This window comes from Amycolatopsis sp. Hca4 (genome assembly GCF_013364075.1).
GTDB lineage: Bacteria > Actinomycetota > Actinomycetes > Mycobacteriales > Pseudonocardiaceae > Amycolatopsis.
Window position 1 is genome coordinate 10,210,046 of sequence record NZ_CP054925.1, and the last position, 18,153, is coordinate 10,228,198.

At 71.9% G+C, this 18,153-nt stretch carries 16 protein-coding genes; 8 read left to right on the top strand and 8 right to left on the bottom strand.

Annotation, left to right across the window (positions count from 1 at the left end):
- Nucleotides 1-6: 6 nt before the first annotated feature.
- The 5 genes from HUT10_RS46215 to HUT10_RS51565 are packed head-to-tail and all read right to left on the bottom strand — an operon-like array spanning nucleotide 7 to nucleotide 3,074.
- The gene (locus tag HUT10_RS46215; RefSeq protein ID WP_176176997.1) at nucleotides 7-453 is read right to left on the bottom strand and encodes a hypothetical protein; all 447 of its coding nucleotides are present in this window, start codon (nucleotides 451-453) and stop codon (nucleotides 7-9) included.
- The gene (locus HUT10_RS46220) at nucleotides 390-641 is read right to left on the bottom strand and encodes a hypothetical protein (RefSeq protein ID WP_176176998.1); all 252 of its coding nucleotides are present in this window, start codon (nucleotides 639-641) and stop codon (nucleotides 390-392) included. The genes HUT10_RS46215 and HUT10_RS46220 overlap by 64 nt, the downstream gene beginning before the upstream one ends.
- A complete protein-coding gene (locus HUT10_RS46225; protein WP_176176999.1) occupies nucleotides 593-1,501 on the bottom strand; it encodes a hypothetical protein in 909 nt (302 codons plus the stop codon). The genes HUT10_RS46220 and HUT10_RS46225 overlap by 49 nt, the downstream gene beginning before the upstream one ends.
- Entirely contained in the window at nucleotides 1,498-2,634 is a 1,137-nt protein-coding gene (locus HUT10_RS46230; protein WP_254897331.1) for a hypothetical protein, read from the bottom strand. The genes HUT10_RS46225 and HUT10_RS46230 overlap by 4 nt, the downstream gene beginning before the upstream one ends.
- A complete protein-coding gene (locus HUT10_RS51565) occupies nucleotides 2,577-3,074 on the bottom strand; it encodes a hypothetical protein (protein ID WP_254897332.1) in 498 nt (165 codons plus the stop codon). Before HUT10_RS51565 ends, HUT10_RS46230 begins: the two co-directional genes overlap by 58 nt.
- Before the next feature lie 145 nt (nucleotides 3,075-3,219).
- Here HUT10_RS51565 and HUT10_RS46235 point away from each other — a divergent pair, with 145 nt between their 5' ends.
- The 5 genes from HUT10_RS46235 to HUT10_RS46255 all read left to right on the top strand — a co-directional run bounded on the left by HUT10_RS46235 (nucleotide 3,220) and on the right by HUT10_RS46255 (nucleotide 7,980).
- Nucleotides 3,220-4,449: an AfsR/SARP family transcriptional regulator gene (locus tag HUT10_RS46235; protein ID WP_176177000.1), complete on the top strand. Its 1,230-nt coding sequence runs from the start codon at nucleotides 3,220-3,222 to the stop codon at nucleotides 4,447-4,449.
- Nucleotides 4,449-5,600 (top strand): hypothetical protein, encoded by a 1,152-nt coding sequence (locus HUT10_RS46240; protein ID WP_176177001.1) that lies wholly within the window; start codon nucleotides 4,449-4,451, stop codon nucleotides 5,598-5,600. Before HUT10_RS46235 ends, HUT10_RS46240 begins: the two co-directional genes overlap by 1 nt.
- On the top strand, nucleotides 5,597-5,980 hold the full coding sequence (locus HUT10_RS52355) for a tetratricopeptide repeat protein (RefSeq protein WP_368660835.1): 384 nt from the start codon (nucleotides 5,597-5,599) through the stop codon (nucleotides 5,978-5,980). The genes HUT10_RS46240 and HUT10_RS52355 overlap by 4 nt, the downstream gene beginning before the upstream one ends.
- A gap of 105 nt (nucleotides 5,981-6,085) precedes the next feature.
- The gene (locus HUT10_RS46250; protein ID WP_176177002.1) at nucleotides 6,086-6,661 is read left to right on the top strand and encodes an RICIN domain-containing protein; all 576 of its coding nucleotides are present in this window, start codon (nucleotides 6,086-6,088) and stop codon (nucleotides 6,659-6,661) included.
- Nucleotides 6,662-7,056: 395 nt separating this feature from the next.
- The gene (locus HUT10_RS46255; protein WP_176177003.1) at nucleotides 7,057-7,980 is read left to right on the top strand and encodes a Vms1/Ankzf1 family peptidyl-tRNA hydrolase; all 924 of its coding nucleotides are present in this window, start codon (nucleotides 7,057-7,059) and stop codon (nucleotides 7,978-7,980) included.
- 39 nt (nucleotides 7,981-8,019) lie between these two features.
- Here the strand turns inward: HUT10_RS46255 and HUT10_RS46260 are convergent, their stop codons facing one another.
- Nucleotides 8,020-8,706 (bottom strand): TetR family transcriptional regulator, encoded by a 687-nt coding sequence (locus HUT10_RS46260; RefSeq protein ID WP_176177004.1) that lies wholly within the window; start codon nucleotides 8,704-8,706, stop codon nucleotides 8,020-8,022.
- Nucleotides 8,707-8,779: 73 nt separating this feature from the next.
- Between HUT10_RS46260 and HUT10_RS46265 the strand changes: the two genes are divergently transcribed.
- Entirely contained in the window at nucleotides 8,780-9,265 is a 486-nt protein-coding gene (locus tag HUT10_RS46265) for an SRPBCC domain-containing protein (protein ID WP_176177005.1), read from the top strand.
- Entirely contained in the window at nucleotides 9,262-9,642 is a 381-nt protein-coding gene (locus HUT10_RS46270) for a DUF1304 domain-containing protein (protein ID WP_176177006.1), read from the top strand. The genes HUT10_RS46265 and HUT10_RS46270 overlap by 4 nt, the downstream gene beginning before the upstream one ends.
- A gap of 114 nt (nucleotides 9,643-9,756) precedes the next feature.
- On the opposite strand, the gene HUT10_RS46275 is transcribed toward HUT10_RS46270, so the two are convergent.
- Both HUT10_RS46275 and HUT10_RS46280 read right to left on the bottom strand, forming a co-directional pair.
- On the bottom strand, nucleotides 9,757-13,380 hold the full coding sequence (locus tag HUT10_RS46275) for an AAA family ATPase (protein WP_176177007.1): 3,624 nt from the start codon (nucleotides 13,378-13,380) through the stop codon (nucleotides 9,757-9,759).
- Nucleotides 13,381-13,518: 138 nt separating this feature from the next.
- Complete coding sequence (locus HUT10_RS46280) at nucleotides 13,519-16,494, bottom strand: NACHT domain-containing NTPase (protein WP_176177008.1); 2,976 nt, start codon at nucleotides 16,492-16,494, stop codon at nucleotides 13,519-13,521.
- Between the two features lie 212 nt (nucleotides 16,495-16,706).
- Between HUT10_RS46280 and HUT10_RS46285 the strand changes: the two genes are divergently transcribed.
- Nucleotides 16,707-18,035 (top strand): hypothetical protein, encoded by a 1,329-nt coding sequence (locus HUT10_RS46285; RefSeq protein WP_176177009.1) that lies wholly within the window; start codon nucleotides 16,707-16,709, stop codon nucleotides 18,033-18,035.
- Nucleotides 18,036-18,153: the final 118 nt, after the last annotated feature.

The window sequence follows — 18,153 nt, forward strand, 5'->3', positions numbered from 1 at the left end:
GCCCGGTCATCCTCCGTCCCCGTTGCCCCGGACGAGGTAAAGCTGCTGCGTGCCGGCCCACGGCGACGTCAGCGTCCAATGCGCCAGCGCGCCCGGCGGTGGGTCCCCGCGCACCAGGGCGTAGTCGGTGACGATCGGCCGGTCGCCGAAGTCGAAGAAGCGGAAGTTGACGTCGAGCAGCGTCCGGCCGAGCGTGCCGAGCCGGGCCTCGCGCTCGGCGATTGCCGGGCCGACGGCTCCGCGGTCGTCGAAGAGGTCCACGATCGCGCAGCCGCAGCTGTAGGCCAGCACACCGATCTCGCCGCCGCTGCGCACGGTGCCGTCGCCGACCAGACGGCCCAGCTCCGGTCCGATCCGCTCGTAGTCCGCGGTTGCGTCGTGGTTGGACATCAGCGGCGCGAACCGCCGTGGCAGGCCGCCGGCCGCGTACGCCCCGGCGCTGACCACCAGCACCCCGCCACCGCGCCGGCGGCCACCACCCGGGCCGGCACGCGCACCGCCGCCGTCGCGGTGGCCGCGAAGAAGAGCGTCGCCGCGACCAGGCTCGGCCCGTAGTACCAGTGGTACGGCGGCACGTGCAGCCGCGTGTAGGTCAGGTAGTGCGCGATCCCGGCCGGCACCAGCGGGACGAACGGCCGCACCCGGGGCCACCGCGGGCCGCGTCCGCCACGCAGAGCGCGAAGGCGAGCAGCGCGAGCGCGGCCGGGAGGAACGACGCGATCGTCGCCCACGGGAAGACCTCGGCGTAGAGGCCGGGGCCGTTGCCGAAGTCCCACGGCCCCCAGGACTTCTGCAGGGTCTTGATGATCACCGTGTCCGGCACCGCCGACCCGAGCACCACCCAGCTGAAGGCGAACCAGGGGAGCGCGACCGCCGCCGCGGCGAGCACCGACTGCCACGCCTTCTCCCAGAACCGGCGCCGCAGCGCGAAGAGCACCAGCGCGACCACGACCAGGTCGAGCCGGACGAGGGCGAGCAGCCCGGTCAGGACACCGAGGGCGACCGGCCGCCGTTCGCCCGCGAAGACCAGCAGCCAGGCGACGCCGGCGGCGCCGAGTTCGACCTCGAGCCCGATCGACGACAGCAGCAGCGGGTTCACCGTCAGCATTGCGACGGCGGTCGGTGCGAACCAGGCCGGCAGTCCCGCCCGGTCGCCCGCCCGGCGCAGTGCGAGGGCCAGCGCGACCTGGCAGAGCACGAACAGCGCACCGGCGGCGAGCACCGCGTCCCGCAGGACCAGCGTCAGTGCGGCGAGGAGCAGGACGTTCAGCGGCGACGTCGCGGTGTTCGACGTCTCCGCCGCGATCAGCCCCCAGTGCCCGTGGAAGGCGAGGTTGCGCGCGTAAGCCAGCGTGATGAACGTGTCGTCGACCAGGTGCGGGCGCACCACCGCGAAGACCACCGCGGACACCACGGCGACGCCGCTGGGCAGTACCCTGCGCCGCGGCCGGGACTCCGGGGCCGGGATCGCCTGTGCCGGGTGAGCAAGCCGCTGCGTCACGGTTCGCGGGTGAGGGTGAAGTGCCCGGCGCCCCTCGCCGCGGACTGCACCGGCCAGCTGTCCGGCCCGGTCGCCGGCCCCGAGCCGTAGTTCAGCCGGTAGTCCGGTTCGCGCGGGGTGATCGAGCGGTCCAGCCAGTGGTAGTTCACCCGCAGCGCGAGGCTCATCAGCGGGTTCGCCGTGGCGATCCGCCGCTCGATCAGCTCCTTCGCGTGGCCGCGGTCGGAGAACTCGTCGATGATGGCGCACTCGCAGAAGTACGCGAGGGTGCCGATCTCCCCGGGACTGGCCACGCTCGCGCCGTCCAGCCGCGCGCCCAGCGCCGTGCCGACCCGCGCGTAGTCCGGTGCGCTGGCCCAGTTCCCGAAGACGACCGGCGACTTCCACGGGATGCCCTGCGCGACGTCGACGGCCGCCGCGCTCAGCGCCAGCAGTCCGGTCAGCCCCAGCGCGAGCAGCGGGGGAACGGTGCGCAGCGCCGTCCGCTCGCGGGCCCGCCCGAGCCAGGCACCGAAGGCCGCGACGGCGAAACTGCCCACCGTCGTCGTCGGGGCCACGTAGTACCAGTGGAACGGGCCGACGCCGATGAACGAATAGGCGACGAAGTAGAGGACCCCGCCGGCACCCAGCGCCGCCACCGTGCCGAGCGCGGGGAATTCCCGCCGCCGCAAGGAGATCCGGGCGACGGCCCAGCCGGCGAGGGCGACCACGCCGAGCACGGCCGGGAGGAACGTCACCAGCACGGTCACCGGGTAGACGTTGTAGTGCATCACCGGCCCGGTGCGGTAGGTCCACGGCGCGAACAGCCCCGCCTGCGCCTGTTTGATGGCCAGTGTGTCGGGCACGAACGAGCCGAAAGCGAGCCAGCTGAAGACGAACCACGGCGCGGCCGTCAGCACCGCGAAACCGGCGGCAGGCAGCAGCCGCCGCCGGATCGCGGGCGCTCCGAGCGCGATCACCACCACGAACACGACGAGGTCGAGCCGGGTGAGGACGGCGAGCCCGGCGGTCACGCCGAACAGGATCGGCCGTCCTTCGAGCGCGAAGACCGTGAGGACCAGCAGGACAGCGGGGATCAACAGGACTTCGAGACCGATCGCGGACAGCACGAACGGGTTGACCAGCACCAGCACGACACCGAGGCCCCGGCCGCGGTCGGCAGCGCCACCTTCCGCCCGATGCGCTGCCAGGCCCAGCCGAGCGCGCCGCCGCACAGGACCGTCAGGATCCCGAGCGCCACGACCGGGTGCGGGCCGCCGGCCACACGCGTCACCAGGGTCAGTGCGGCGAGGAGCAGGACGTTCAGCGGTGACGTCGCGGAGTTCGCGGGCGAGCCGGGGATGATGCCCCATTCGCCGTGCACGGCGAGGTTCTTCGCGTAGGCGAGCGTGATGTAGCCGTCGTCGGTGAGACTCCCGCGCACCACCAGGAAAAGCGCGGCGGCCAGCACCGCCCCGAACACGGGCAGCCAGCGCCCTCTCGCGTCGAGCTGCTTCGCGTCCGCTTCCAGCTGCACCTGTTCACCCCGGGGAAGCGCCATCGACGCCGAATCCGTCATCTGCCCGATCGACATGTCCCGGGGACCGTAATGACGATTGGTTACAGCGGTGCTACGGCACGGTTATGTTCCGCGGGTGCGGTTCGTTCTCCACGGCCGCGAGGCCCGGGTGGTAAAACGGAAGCGGGGGTGACGCGACCGGGTCGCGGAGGTGGGGCGGGTGCGGGTCCGGCTGCTGGGGTCGATCGACGTGCTCGTGCACGGCGCACCGCGTGCGGTGCCGGGCCGGCGGTTGAAGGCCGTCCTGGCGGCGCTGGCGCTGCAGCCGGGACAGGTGGTGAGCACCGACGGCCTGGTCGACATCGTCTGGGGCGACGACAAGGCGCCGACCGCGGCGACGGTGCAGTCCCACATGTCCCATCTGCGCCGGATCCTGGGCGACCGCGCCGCGATCCTGGCTCGCTCGCCGGGCTACCTGCTGGACGTCGAGGGCGAAGCCACCGACGTCCAGGCCGCCACGCGCCTGTTCGCCGAGGGCACCCGGGAGACGGACGTCGCCGGGCGGGAGACACTGCTGCAGGCCGCGGTGGCGCTGTGGCGGGGCAGGCCGCTGGCCGACCTCGCCGGGCTGAACTGGTTCGACCTGCACGCGCACCACCTCGACGAGCTGCACCTCAAAACCCGCCATGCCTTGGCGGACGCGTTGCTGGCACGGGGCCGGCACGAGCAGCTCATCCCGGAGCTGGAGGCGCTGATCCGGCAGCACCCCCACCACGAACCGAGCTACGGTCAGCTGATGCTGGCGCAGTACCGGGCCGGCAGGCAGGCGGATGCGCTGGCGACCTACCAGCGGTTGCGGCGCATCCTCGACGAGGAGCTGGGCTTGGCCCCGATCCCGGCCCTGCGCGACCTGGAATCGGCCATCCTGCGGCAGGACCCGGCGCTGGCGCCGCCGGCCCCGCCGATCGTGGCCGGCGGCCGGGGCGTCGTCCCCGCGCAGCTGCCGGCCGCGGTGAGCGGGTTCGTCGGCCGGGCCGCGGAGTTGTCCACATTGGACCGGCTGGTGGCCGCGGGCGCGCCGGCCGCGGCGATCGTCACGGGTACCGCGGGGATCGGCAAGACCGCCCTCGCGGTGCACTGGGCGCACCGGGTCCGTGACCGCTTCCCGGACGGGCAGCTGTACGTGAACCTGCGTGGCTTCGACCCGGCCGGGCCGCCGATGCCGCCCGCCGAGGCGGTGCGCGGCTTCCTCGACGCGCACGGGGTGCCGCCGCAGGCCGTCCCGGCCACGCCGGACGCCCAGATCGGGCTGTACCGGAGCGTGCTGGCGGGACGCCGCGTCCTGGTCGTGCTGGACAACGCGCGCAACGCCGAACAGGTGCGCCCGCTGCTCCCGGTTCGCCGGGCTGCCTGGCCGTGGTCACCAGCCGCGATCAGCTGGCACCACTGATGGCGACGCACGGTGCCGTCCCGGTCCAGCCGGACCTGCTCGGCCCGCAGGAGTCGCACGCACTGCTGGACCGGAGAATCGGGTCCGGCCGCACCGCGGCCGAACCCGGCGCGGTCGCCGAGCTGGTCACCCGGTGCGCCCGGCTCCCGCTGGCGCTGACGATCACCGCGGCCCGCGCGCAGGCGAGCCGGGCCCTTCCCCTGGCGGCGCTGGCGAAGGAGCTGCGGGAGGCGGAAAACGTCCTGGACGCGTTGCGCGCCGGTGACGCCGAGACCGACCTGCGGGTCGTGTTCTCTTCGTCCGTCCAAGCCTTGGCGGCCGGCACCGCCCGGCTGTTCCGGCTGCTGGGCCTGCACCCCGGAGCGGAGATCACGGTGGCCGCCGCGGCCAGTCTCGGCGACCTGCCCGTCGCGCGGTGCCGGGCGGCGCTGGCCGAGCTCGCCGGGGCGCAGCTGCTGACCGAGCACCGCCCCGGCCGCTACACCTGCCACGACCTGCTGCGCGCCTACGCCCGCGACCAGGTCCACACCCGGCACCCGGCCGTCGAGCGGCAGGCGGCCGTGCATCGGCTGATCGACCACTACCTGCACTCCGCGCACCGGGCCTTCCGGCTGGCGTACGGCCCGCCGAAGATCTCCCTGCCCGTGGCCCGGCCCGGCGTCAGGCCCGAGGACCACGACGGTCCGCAGGCGGCGATGCGCTGGCTGGCCGCCGAACGCACCGCGCTCCCGGCGATGGCGGAACTCGCGGCCGCCACCGCCGGGTGCGAGGAACAGGCCTGGCGGATCGCCGCGACGATGACCGGCAACCTGTGCTACGCCAACTACTGGCCCGACTGGGTCGTGGCCCAGCGCCGTGCCCTCGAGGTGGCCCGGCGCGCCGGCGACCGGCTCGGGCAGGCCTACACCCACCTGGGCCTCGGCCGCACCCTGTACTGGCTCGGCCACCAGCACGACGCCGCCGTCGAGGTCAAGGCCGCGTCACAGGCCTTCGCGGAGATCGGCGACCCGGCGGGCCGGGGACAGGCCGCCGGCCTGCTCGGCGCGCTGGCGACCGAGCGCGGCGACCACGGTGACGCACTCGCCAGAAAGAGGACGCACTGGCGTTCTTCCGCGCCGCCAACGATCCCAACGGGCAGGCCTACGCCCTGAACAACCTCGGGTGGACCCACGCCACGCAGGGCAGGCCCGAGCCGGCCCTCGCCCGCTGCCGGGAGGCGCTGGACCTGTTCCGCACGACCGGTGACCGCCCCGGCAAGGCCGCCACGCTCGACAGCATCGGCTACGCCTACCAGCTGCTGGGCCGGCACGACCGGGCCGTCGGCTGCTACACGGCGGCGGTCGAGCTGTTCCGCGACATCGGCAACCACTACGACGCCGCCGAAATCCTGAGACGCCTCGGCGAGGCCCACGCCGCCGCCGGGGCGCCGGAGGCGGCGCGCAAGGCCTGGGCGACAGCCCTGCGGCTGGGCACCGAACTGGGCCACCCCGACGTCGAACACGTCCGCGGGCGGCTGCGCGACCTCGGGTGACGCCCTCGCCGGAAAGCCGCTGCAAGGACCGTTGCAGGTTGCTTGCAGCATGACGCGGCACGCTTCGCCCGCCACATCGGCTACGTGACAATGGGAGGCGATCACGTGCACACCAGAACGAAGGTTTCGAGGGCGCTGCTCGGCGCCGCGGCCGCCGCGGCGATGGCGGTGCCGGCCACGGCACAGGCCGCGCCGACACCGGCCGCTCCGGCCGCGGCGCCGCCGACGACGGGGTTCGTGAAGATCCAGAGCCAGGGCGACCTCACCATGTGCCTGCAGCCCACGTCGGCGAACCTGGACGTTCCCGTCGTCCAGGAGAAGTGCCGGCCCGGACTCGACCTCCAGGACTGGCAGTTCCAGAAGCTGGGGTCGGGCCCGACCTACCGGTTCCAGAACGTGGCCTCCGGCGGTTGCCTCTGGGCCTTCGAACCCGACGGCGGATCCCCGGTGGGGATCGAGGAGTGCGGGAGCAGCCCGTTCAGCAACACGGAGTTCAACTCGGGCTTGAACCTGCCCGACTCGGTGTTCCTGGAGTCGCTGATCGGCTTCCGGCACACCGGTGAGTGCCTCTGGGTGCCGCCCGACGCCAAGAGCAGGGTGGGTGTGCAGATGGTGGTCCGTCCGTGCCAGCCCGCGGACGTGTCCTTCGAGGGCTGGCACATCTTCCACAACGCCCTGTAGCCACGCCGAGAGGGGAAACCGCCGACGAGGTCTCCGGTGCCGGGTTCTGCGACCCGGCATGTGCCGGAGACCTCGCGGTGCGCAGTGCTGTTCCTCCTGCTGCTGAACGGCATTGCCGTCGGCCGATCTGCTCGTTCAGGTGGAGTCACCTGGTTCCCGTTTGTCCGCGGACCCGGCGGGTAAGGCGGTGGTTTGGCCGGTTCGACGATCGAGGAGCGCACTGTGGACGAGGATCAGGTGAAGGCCGTGCTGGCGGCGGAAGGGCCGTTCGCGTCGGTGTTCCTCGAGGATTCGCACGACCCGAGGACGCGGAGCGGCAGCTCGAGCTGAAACTGCGGGAGATCGCCGCCCGGCTCGGCGAGCAGGGGGCCGACGACGCGACGGCCGAGGCGGTCGTGACGGCGATCCGCGACAGCGAGCCCCCGGTCGGCCGGAGCGGGCGCGGGGTCGTCGCGGCCGGGGGCCGGGTCGTGGTGGACCGGCGGCTCGCGGATGCGCCGGCCGCCCAGGTCGAGCGCGTCTCGCCGCTGCCGTACCTGCTGCCGTTCTTCTCGCACGGTGCGCCGTCGATCCCGTACCTGCTGGTGACGGTCGACCACCGGGGCGCGGACCTGGTGACCCGCGACGGCGAGGGCCGGGAGGTCGCCACCGAGACGGTGACGGGCGAGGACTGGCCGCTGCACAAGGTGCGCGGCGGCGGGATGGCGCACCGCAGGATGCAGGCCGACGTCGAGGAAACCCGCGACAAGAACCTGGAGGACGTCGCCGGACGCGTCGCCGAGCGGGTCGCGGCGGTGCAGCCGGGGCTGGTGCTGCTGGTGGGGGAGGTGCAGGCCCGCCGGGCGCTGCACGAGAAGCTGCCGACGGCGGTCCAGGACGTCACCCGGGAACTGGAGGCCGGCAGCCGGGCCGCGGGGGCCTCGCAGGAGGATCTGGAGCAGGAGATCCGGACCGTGCTGGCCGGTGAACGGCTGAAGGTGCTGGACGAGCTCGCCGAGAGCTTCCGCACCGGGCTGGGCCGGGAGGACGGGCTCGCGGTGACCGGGCTCGCCGAAGTCGTCCGGGCGCTGGCCGAGGCCAACGTGGACACGCTGTTGATCGGCGATCCCGGCGACGCCGAGGTCTGGGCCGGCCGCAACGCCGGCGAAATCGCGCTGGACCGTGACGGGCTGACGGCGTTCGGCGTCGAGGACGGCCGGCGGCAGCGGGCGGACGAAGCCGTGCCGTGGACGGCGCTCGTGTCGGGCGCGTCGGTGACGGTCATGGACGAGCGGGTCGACCTGAAGGAGGGGATCGGGGCGCTCCTGCGGCACTCCTGACCGTCCGGCCGCGTTCCCCGCGGGCGGCGCGGGGGCCGGTCAGCGTGGTTCCGCGGGGGCCGGAAAGGCGGCGAGTCCGGCTTCCGCCAGCTGGGCGGCCCGGCGGACCTCGCAGGCCACGGCGTCGATCGCGTCCGGCAGGGGGTGGCCGGGGCGCACGTGGGTCCGGAGGGCGCGGAATTGGACCCGCCACAGGCCGAGGAGCGTCGCCGCGGCGATCTGCGGTTCGGGGTCGTCAGGGCGCAGCCCGGTCCGGGTGGCGAGCGCTTCGGCGGCGATGTCGACGAACCGGTCGGCGATGTCGCTCTGGTAGGCCCGCAGCGAAGGCGTGTTCCGGATCAGGTCGCCGAACTGCCGGTACTGCGCCAGCGCGCGGTCGGCGTCTGCGTCTGCGGCGAGGGCGGTGGCGAGGACGTCCCGTTCGTGGTCGAGGATCGCCAGCATCGCGCCGACCGGGGTCAGCGCCGGGTCCGGCAGGTGGGTGCGCAACGCGTCGGCCGTGGCCTCGAGCCGGTCCAGGAGCAGCGCTTCCTTGCTCGGGAAGTAGTTGAAGACGGTCTTTTCGGACACCCCGCACGCTTCGCCGACGTCGGCGACCCGGACGGCGTCGAAGCCGCGTTCGAGGAACATCCGCGCGGCGGTGTCGGACAGCTGCCGGCGCATCGCGCGTTTCTTGCGCTCCCGCAACCCCTCGACGGCCGGCCGGCCGGTTCCCGCTGTCGTCATGCGGCCATCCTACTTCAGCCACACGAAAGTTTCTGCTACTGTAAATTTATAGCAACTGAAGTTAGGAGCCGCAATGTCCGAGATCCACATCGTCCGCGACTACCCGCACTCGCCCGTGAAGGTCTGGCGCGCCATGACCGACCCGGACCTGATCCCGTACTGGACCTCGACCGGCAAAGGCGCCCGCGCGGTCGGCTTCGAGCCGGTGGTCGGCACCAAGTTCCGGTTCGTCGCCAAGCCGATGCCCGGCTGGCGGGGGATCGTCGACTGCGAGGTGCTGGAGGTCCGCGAGCGCGAATTGCTGCACTACACATGGGTGGGCGCGGAGGGGGAGACACCCAGCCACGTCCGCTACCGGCTCGAGCCGACCGCCGGCGGAACCCGTTTCACCTACCACCACACCGGATTCACCGGAATCGGCGGGTTCGCGATGGCCAAGCTGCTCGGTTCGGTCCGCACCAAGATGCTGACGGTCGGCGTCCCGGCGCTGCTGGCCGAACTGGACGAGACCGGCGCCCTGCTCCCGGACGCGCCCTCGCGGCTGGCGCGACCCCGGTGAACATCCCCGCGCAGGTCTTCGCGCTCATCGCGGCGGTGATGCACTTGTGGATGTTCACGATGGAAAGCATCCGCTTCGCGCGCCCCGAGGTGCACGCGATGTTCGAGGTACGCGCGGCGGACGTCGACGTGGTCCGCCCGTGGGCGTTCCATCAGGGCTGTTACAACGCATTCCTGGCCTTGCAGGTGCTCGCGGGGCTGATCGCGGCCGATTCCGGGGCGATCGCGGTCGGCCGCGCCCTCGTTTCGGCCGCGGGAGCGTCCATGCTCGCGGCGAGCGTGGCCCTGATCGCCTTCGACCCCCGGCGGGCCCGGATCAAGGGCCTGCTCGGCCAGGGCGCACCCGCCCTGGCCACCCTCGTCGCTCTGGTGGCCTGAACCGCCGCAGGGCGCTAGTGCCGCGGGGGTTCCGTCCAGCGCTCAGCTTGGTGTGCGGGCACCCGCTCGTCCGGACTGGCGTGGCCGAACGGGTCTGCGAACGGCTGCTCGCACCTACGTCGTCTTGGATTCGTCCGGCAACATCCAGCGGTGGCGGAGTGCCTGCGCGAGAGGTGGCAGGGCGCATCGTCCGGCGTCGGTGATGAGATCCGCCAGGGGAAGCACCCCCGGCCAGTATCTGACTCTGTCGACGCCGGCCGTGATGAGCCGGCCTTCCGGGCCGCACGCCAGCATGCTGATACCGAGGCTGTGGTCGCCGGGGAGCAGCTCGTACAGCAGCCGTCCATCCAGGGCCCACACCCACATGGTGTGATCCCAGCCGCCGCCGGCGACGACCAAGCCCGCGTCGGTGACCGCGAGACCGCGGACCTTGCCGTCGCGGGGGACGCCGAGCACCTGCACGGCGGCCCCGTCCCGGCTCCAGCGGCGAATGCTGCCGTCCCCGGCCGCAGTGAGCAGGGCGCCGTCCGGGGCGAAGGCCAGGTGTTCGACCGGCTCGGTGTGACCTGTGAGTGAATGGTGCAGGACGCCGTCTCGGTCCCAGAGGCGAGCGGTGTTGCCGGCCGATACGGCCGCCAGCCGACCGTCTTCGGCGCACGCGAAGGCAAGAGTTCCTTCGTTGTCTTCGGCCTTTTCGAGCACCTGGACTTCGCCCGCGGTGTTCCAGATCCGGAGCGCTCCGCCGGTGGTGGCGGTGACGAGCCGGCCGTCCGGCGCGAAGCTCATCCGGCCGACCGGCGATTCGTGCGCTTCGAGGGTGTGCAGCCACGTGCCGTCCCAGTCCCAGACCCGCACCGTGTGGTCGAATGCGACGGCGAGGCGCCCGTCGGGGGCGAAGGCCAGGTGCCGCGCGTTCAGGTCCTGGTCTCCGGCGAGTGTGTGGATTAGAGCACCGTCGGCAGTCCTGACTTTCACGGTCGTGCCATCGGCTTCGGCGCGGCGACGTCCCGGACCGACTGCCCACCGCCCGGAATCGGCACGCAGAACGCTGACCGTATCCGTCATCAGGCCGGCATCCAAAACGGCAAGTTCTTTGAACTGGGCAGCACCTGCACCTCGGGGCATCAATCGCGCGAGCCGATTGATGTCCCAGACGTACACCGTGCTGGATGTGGCCGTCACAAGCCGGCCATGCATGCTGAAGTCGAGGACAGTCGCGAAATGCGTGTCCGCCATCTTGATGCGAGCGACCACGCCTTCGGCAACGCACAACCGCACGTCGCCCCTTATGACTGTGGCCAGCAGCTCATCTGGTCCGCACAGCAGCGAATAGACCCCCATCATGTCGGGATCGGTCGATTCGGTGACCTTGTTGTACGGGTCGTTCGGTTTGCAGGAGGTCACGCGGCGGTGCGTATCGACTGCGTGTAAATGGCCTGAATCGGAGAAAACAAGATCACGCACCGGCCCGGCGATCGTCATGAGGGTTCCCTCCACCGAGTCATCGGACAACGAGGGAGCGCCGTCTGGCTGCCAGAGCCGCACCTCGCCGTTTCGGTAACCTGCAGCGATCCACCCGTCGCTGTTCACCGCCAGCGCGGTGACCGGCGACTCCTCGGCAGGCTGTAAGCGGCGTTGTTCCGGGCCACTGCTGCCCCAAGTGCGGATCTCCCCGTTCTCACCGGTGGTGACCAGCAGGGCGTCGGGCGCGAACACGACAGCTGTCCGCTCTCCGTCACCGGTCAACCGGCGAATCGGCTTTCCGTCGGAACCCCACAGGCTCAGCACGTGGTGGCCTGCGGCGGCAAGCCGGCCGTCGGCGGCGAACACCAGGTCGGTGACCCGGTCCATGTTGCCGTCGAGGTGGTGGATCATCTTTCCGTCGGTACCCCACACGGTGACACGTCCCGCCGCGTCCCCGGAGGCGAGCCGGCCGTCCGGTCCGAAGGTGAGCGCACTGACTGGCTCACGATTTCCCGTCAGTTCGTGCAGCAGGGTGCCCTCCGCGGACCAGATCCGGATCGTGCCTTGCTTGTCCGCTGTGGCGAGGCGACCGTCTGGTGCGACGCGGGCACAGCACACGTCCGCGCTGTGTCCGGTGAGGACGTGCCGCAGGCCGGTGGCCAGCGACCGGTAGAGCGCGGTGCTCGCGGTCGAGGTCGGCGCCAGTTCGGTGCACGCGGCCAGCGACAGGCTGATCGCGGTCGCCGGGTCGTCGTCGAGGATCTCCAGAGCGTGTTCGGCCGCCACGTTCGCGCGGCGCTGAAGGTCGGTCTCGTCGTGATCCGTGCACGCGGTGGCGAACTCGGCGAGCGGCTCGGGCAGCGCCACTGTGGTGTCCGAGATCAGGTCGGCGAATCGTGCGACGGGAACCAGGTAGCCGGTGGACCGCCCGGCGTTCACCCACGCCTTCGCGAGCGCCAGCAACTCGGTGATCCGCTGCAGCGTGCCACGGTGTGTCGTGATGTGGTCGGCCAGTGGCCGCCACTGGCGCAGCAAGGCCTCGTGCGTCACCTCGTACAGAACGCGACCGTCGGGGTCGGTGTCGCTCGTGAGCAAGTGTGCTTGGACGAACGCGACCACGACATCCCGCTGCGCGGCGGCCAGCGTGTCGTCCCACACCGGTCGGCGGGTGGGTTCCTCGCCCAGCAGGTCCACGAACAGCAGCAGGGTGGTCAGCGTGGTGTCCAGCTCGCGCCCGGACGTGGCCACCGCCGCTTCCGCGCGGCCCGCGACCGCCCCGCCCACCTTGCCGGCATTCCCGTAGTCGGCCCAGCTGATGTACCGATCGCGGCCCAGGCCGTCGTACAGCACGCTGAGGAGCGAGCTGAGCAGCGGCAGCGCGTCACCGCGGCCGGTGTCGCGCACGATCTCCTCCACCAGGCCGGCCTCGAACGTCGTATCGGTCAGGCCGGCGGGCCCGGCCACGACCTGGCGGATCTGCCGAGGCTCGAGCGCGTTCACCATGAACGGCTCGGTGAACAGGCCGGCGCCGGGTCCTTCCTGGAACCGGCCGATCCATTCCGACCGCACCGTGGCCACCACGTGCAGCCTCTGATCCTGCGTCACCAGCGCGTACAGCAGCGCCAGAAACAGGTTTCGTTCCTTTTCGGTGTGCTGGACCGCCGCTTCCTCGAACTGATCGACGACCAGCAGCACTCGCGGCCGAGTCCCTCTCGCCAACCGCACAGCTTTCAACACGGGTTCCGGCCCCGGTGCGGGGCCGCCGTCCCGCACCGCCGCCAGCACGGTTTCCGCCGCCCCGCGAACCTCCGTGCCCAGCAACTGCGTGAGTTCGTCGACACCGGATGTGCCCGGGGTGATCGGTCCCAGAACCGTCCACCGGTCACCGAGCGCCGGCAGCAGCCCGGCCAGTACGAGGGAGGACTTGCCGCTGCCCGACGGCCCCACCACCGGCACGAACCGCAGCGAGGGTGCCGTGGCGCCCTGCACCCGTCGCACCAGGTCACGCCGATCGTCCGTACGCCCGAAGAACACCGGCGCCCGGTCACCGCCGTAGGCGGCCAAGCCCGGATACGGGTTCTCGCCCGTCCACTCGGGTGCCGGCAACCGCGCGCGGAACCACAGCCACCCGGCGCGCACGCTGACCGCCGCGACCACGGCCGCGCCGATCAGCCACGACCACTTCACCACCGGCTGAGCCCACCCCGGCCACCGGTCCGGGCTGGCGGTCACCAGGTTGGTGAGCACACCGATGCCGATCCCGAGCAGGAACACCCCGAGCCCGGACGACTGCGGCGCACGTCGACGCCGACGCCTCGACCACCACATTCGCACCACTCCTCGAGCCCGGTGGGAAACATTCGTCCCACAGCAGCCGGAGCACGCCTCCGCCTGCTCGTCGGTAGCTGCGGATCAGCTGACGAGTCCGCTGTAGATCCGGTCGGACAACTTGGCGACCGTACACGCGGCCACCGAGACCTCGTTCCGGAACGGCAGTGTCCGTTGGCATTCCCTGGCTTTCCGTAGAGGTTCGTCGGTCACGTACCGAACTTCGACCGGCGCGGACAACGCCCTGATCGGTTGGTCGACCGCGATCGCGACCCTGCCGCACGCGGTCAACGTGCTCAAGACCCTCTCGCTGACGTACTTGCCTCTCAGATCGATGGTTTTCGCGAACCGCTCGGCTTGGAGAATCGTGCATTCACCGGCGTCGACCCCGTCCAGGACGTTGTCTGCCGCAAGAGCGGAGGGGAGCCCGATCGTGTTCTCGATGACCGCCTGGGCGATTCTGGTCGGATCTCTGGTGATCAGCGACGGAATTCCGTTCCCGGCGACCAGGACCGATCCGTCGAATCGGACGAAGAGGGCGGTGTACCCGGTGGTGAGCTTGGAGGAGAGCAGGGAGACGGCGGAATCGGCGATCGGGCCGTTCTGCGGTGTGGTGTACAGCCGGTACGTTCTGGTGACGTGGGAGGCGTCGATGCCCTCGGTCACGGCATTGAACGTGCCGGGAGCCATGTCCGAGAACTGTCCGAGAACCGCCACTGGAGAGATCAGGTCGCTGGTCTCGGTGTCCGGCTCGAGCACCTCCTCCGCCTGAGTGACCGAGGAGCCGTTGCCCATCAGCTTCGCCACGTCGTCGGCGTCGAGCACCGCCGCGCACTGCGCGGTCCCGTCCGCATCGACGACGGTGACGAGGGTGGTGTCGGCGTGCGGCAGACCGGTCGAGCCACAGGCGGCGGGCTGGGCCAGGTCGACCACCACCACCGCGGCCACCACGGTGACGGCCGAGAGCCACAACGCGGCCACGCGGACACCGGGGCGCCCGGTCCGCACGTCCTTGCTCTCGATGACCAGCCGCTCCTGCAGGGCGACGTGCCAGAACTCGTACCCGGCGACCCCGGCCCGCAGCAGTCCCTTGTCCCGTGCGTCCGCGAGGAATCGCTCCAGCCGGAGCGGCAGCCGGCCGGCTACCCCCAGCAGCACCTTGGCGACCACGTACCGGGGCCAGCGGCTGGTGAGCAGCACGGCGACCACCAGCAGCACGGTGATCACGAGAGTCTGGACGGCGAACGCCGTCACGTTCTTTTCGGTGGGTTCAGGCATCTGGTCGAGGACCGGCCGGATGACAACGGGGATGCCCAGTGTGGCGGCGACCCGCTGGCCGGCCTGCATGCCCAGGCAGGCGGCCGCGATACACAGCGAAACCGTGAGCGTGGCGGCCACCACCAGGGTGCCGGCCGCACCGAGCAGCGTTGCGCGCCGCTCGCGGCGCAGGACGTCGGCCGGCTCGGCTCGGCCGACCACGGCGGCGCGCGCGATGAGGTGCCGGTGGAGACCGACCGCCAGCGCGCAGACAGCGGCGAGGGCCGCCATCGTGAACACGAAGCTCACCGCCCCCGCCACTCTCCGGTCCGGCGCGCGGTTGATGCTGTCGGTCGCCAGGAGGATGACCAGTGCGATGGTGGCGGGCACCAGGACCAGGAGCGCCCCGTCGCGTGCGCCGGAACGGAAGCCCAGCCGCCGCTGGTCGACCCGGCGGCCCAAGCCCAGGAACCACAGGATCGTGCAGAAGAGCCCGAACACGGCCGCCGAGGTGAACGGCGAGCTCAGGATTTTCGTCGGATCCTTGATGTGGAGCGGGGCCAGCACCGCCGCGACGACCCCGCCGCCGGCCAAGCCGACGAGCGCGCCGGTCCACGGCGACAGCACCCGGTTGGGCAGCCGCCACCGGTTCAGCTCCCGCTCGGCGTGCTGGTGCAGGTGGCGGGCCAGGTAGGTCAGGTACCGCCGTGCTTTGCCCGCCGTCCACCCGTGGCCGTGCTCGGGGTAGACGGAGTCGATCAGGACGTCGACCAGGCGGTCCCGCACGTCGTTGCCGCTCGTGAGGGCGAGGAGGTCGGAGGGGTCCCGGTCGGCATAGGCCTTGGTGAACAACGAAAGCATCAACGGCGTCGACAACGCGATGCCCAGAGGACCGGCAGGGTCCGCCCGGACGGCATCCGCGACCGGCGCCCAGCGCACGTCGTCCTGCAGGCGCCGGCCGATCTGGCCCGGTGTCAGCGGCAGGACCTCGAAGACCGGTGACTGGCGCAGGGCGGGAGCCCCGGCGGCCACGCCCTCCGCGTACTCGACGGAACGGCAGGTGAGCAGGATCGGACGGTGGCCGGCCAGGGTGGCGTTGATGCGGCTGAGCGCGCGACGACGGAGGTGCTCGGGCAGTTCGTCGAGGCCGTCGAGCACCGGGAAGATGACGTTCTGCTCCAGCAGCGCCCGCGGGATGCGTTCGGCCCCGGCGTAGTGGGCGGCGGCCAGCGCGCGCACGATGAACGTGTCGAGATCGTCCGCGACCGGATCCCACGCCGACAGCGAAAGCAGCACGGGGACTTTGTCGCCCGCCGTCCGCTCGGCCAGCAGGCCGACGACGAGGGAGATGGCGAGGAACGTCTTGCCCCCGCCGGGCTCGCCGAGGAGCACGGCACGCTGCTTCGGCAGGGCCCGGAAGGCGGCAGCGACGTCCAGAACGGCCTGCTCGGGATTTCCGGTGACGACGCGGCGCGGCTTTGCGGTCGCGCCCACCTGGTGCCATTGCACCGGCAGCGCGTCATCGGCACCCGAGCGCAGCCGGCGCGCGACCAGCTCCGGCCCCCAGCGGTCCAGCAGTTCCGCGGCGAGCGCGGTCCCTTCGGCCAGCGTGTCGACGGCTTTCCGGCGCACGGCGAGAAATCGCGCCAGAGCGGCGAATCCCCCGGCCAGCGCCAGCAAACCGGCGAGCACGCTCGCCAGCGCGTTGCTGGTCTCCAACGGCGCTCGCACCAGCACATAACCGACAACGGCGACCAGAGCGGCGAGCACCGCGAACAGGCGGCGACGGGACGGAAAGAGCACACGTGAAGGTCGCTGCCGGCGGCACCCTGTTACAGGGTTCCGTGAAGATGCGAACGAGCCGACCCGACCGACGTCGTCTGTCGCCGCCGCAACCCGAACCATCCGCTCGAACCTCGATACGGCCGCTCTTGCCGCGTCGAGCCTGCTACTCTCATCGCGATGATGACCTACTCGAACAGATCGGGGGTCTCGTTCGTCAAAGGTGAGTGCTGATGCACCCTTTGACCGCGAACGAAGACTTCCGCCTTTCTTTCTGGGCACGCGTCCGTGAGTTCGCAGTGCCGCCGTCGATGATCGAGTCGGCGACCGCTCGCCGTGTGGTGGGTGATTGGGCCGGGGCCTGCGCGGCCGCGCGTGTCGATGTGGATCTGGACCTACGGGCCGCCGGCCGTGCCCATGGCGGCCAGCTGGTCGCCCAGGTCCGCGCCGATCTCCGGCACCTGGCTCCTGACCTCCTGCGGTGGCATTTTCCGCGTATCGGCCCCAACGGCCTGCTGCGACCGGGACTCACGGTTTCCCTGGCTCGCTACGGCCCGGCGGCAACCGGCGGCGGCGCGATCCACCTCGTGGTGCGCACGCCACCGGCGTGGGCGGGTGGCGGCCAGCGGATCAGCCTCGCGCTGTGGGCGCCATCCGAGCCCGGCGCCGGGCTCCATCCCCATCCCCGCCCCGACCGCCGGTATCGCCTCGACCTGCACCGCCACCTGTGGGACGTGCGCCGGGCCGGCGAGCTGCTCAAGCGATCCGGCCGCTGGCCTTCGCACGGGAATGCCGCCCACGCCGGCATTCCCGTCGGGGTGGACGCCTGCGCCGTGGACCGGTGGGCCGCCGAGGCGGCGCTGCTGCTGAGCGCGGAAGCGAGCCCGGGCAACGTCGTCGCCGTGCGGCTCACCCGCAGGCACCGGGTGCTGCTGAACCTGGGGCCACCGGACGAGGCGGTCGGCGGCCGCGCGGTGCCGGTCCTGCCCGACGCCGCGACCTGGGTCCTGCCCGACCTGCGACTGCTCCACGCCGGGTTGGTCGACGTCGAGCGGCTGCACCCGCTCGTCGCGTCGGCGCTCCGACCCGGCGGCCGGCCGGCCGGTGCAGAACGCCGGCCGAGCGGCTCAGAACCTCGGCGCCTCGTCGAGTGTCGTGGTGCCACGCATCGGATCGCCGTCGTGAACGGGGTGCTCGCCCCGCTGGACCACGACCCCGGCGAGATCCGCCGCGAGGAGCTGCTGGGTGCGCTGGGCGGGCCCGAGGTGCCGTGCCTGCAGGCCATCGACGAAGCCCATCGGCATCCCGAGAACCTCGAGGAGGTTCGCGCGCGGCTGGACCACGGCGACACCGCCGGGGCCTGCGCCGCCGTCGAAACCCTGCTCGGGCCGGACGTGCTCGTACGCGGCGGGGCGCTGCGCGACGAACTGGAAACGGCGGCTCGCCGCCAAGTGCTCCACGGGCTGTACCGGACCGGACTCGCCGGATGCGGGCCGCTTCCGTCCACAAAGGACAAACGCCGTCGCGTGCGCCGCCGTCCGCGCCACGCGAACGTTCACTGACGCTCACTTCGCCTGGCCGGCGCCCGGCCCCGATTCGACCCAAGGTGATCAAAACTGTCTGCTGCCACGAAAGTCTCTGCCGAACCACCGCACCGCCGACCGCTGGACGTCGCCGGCG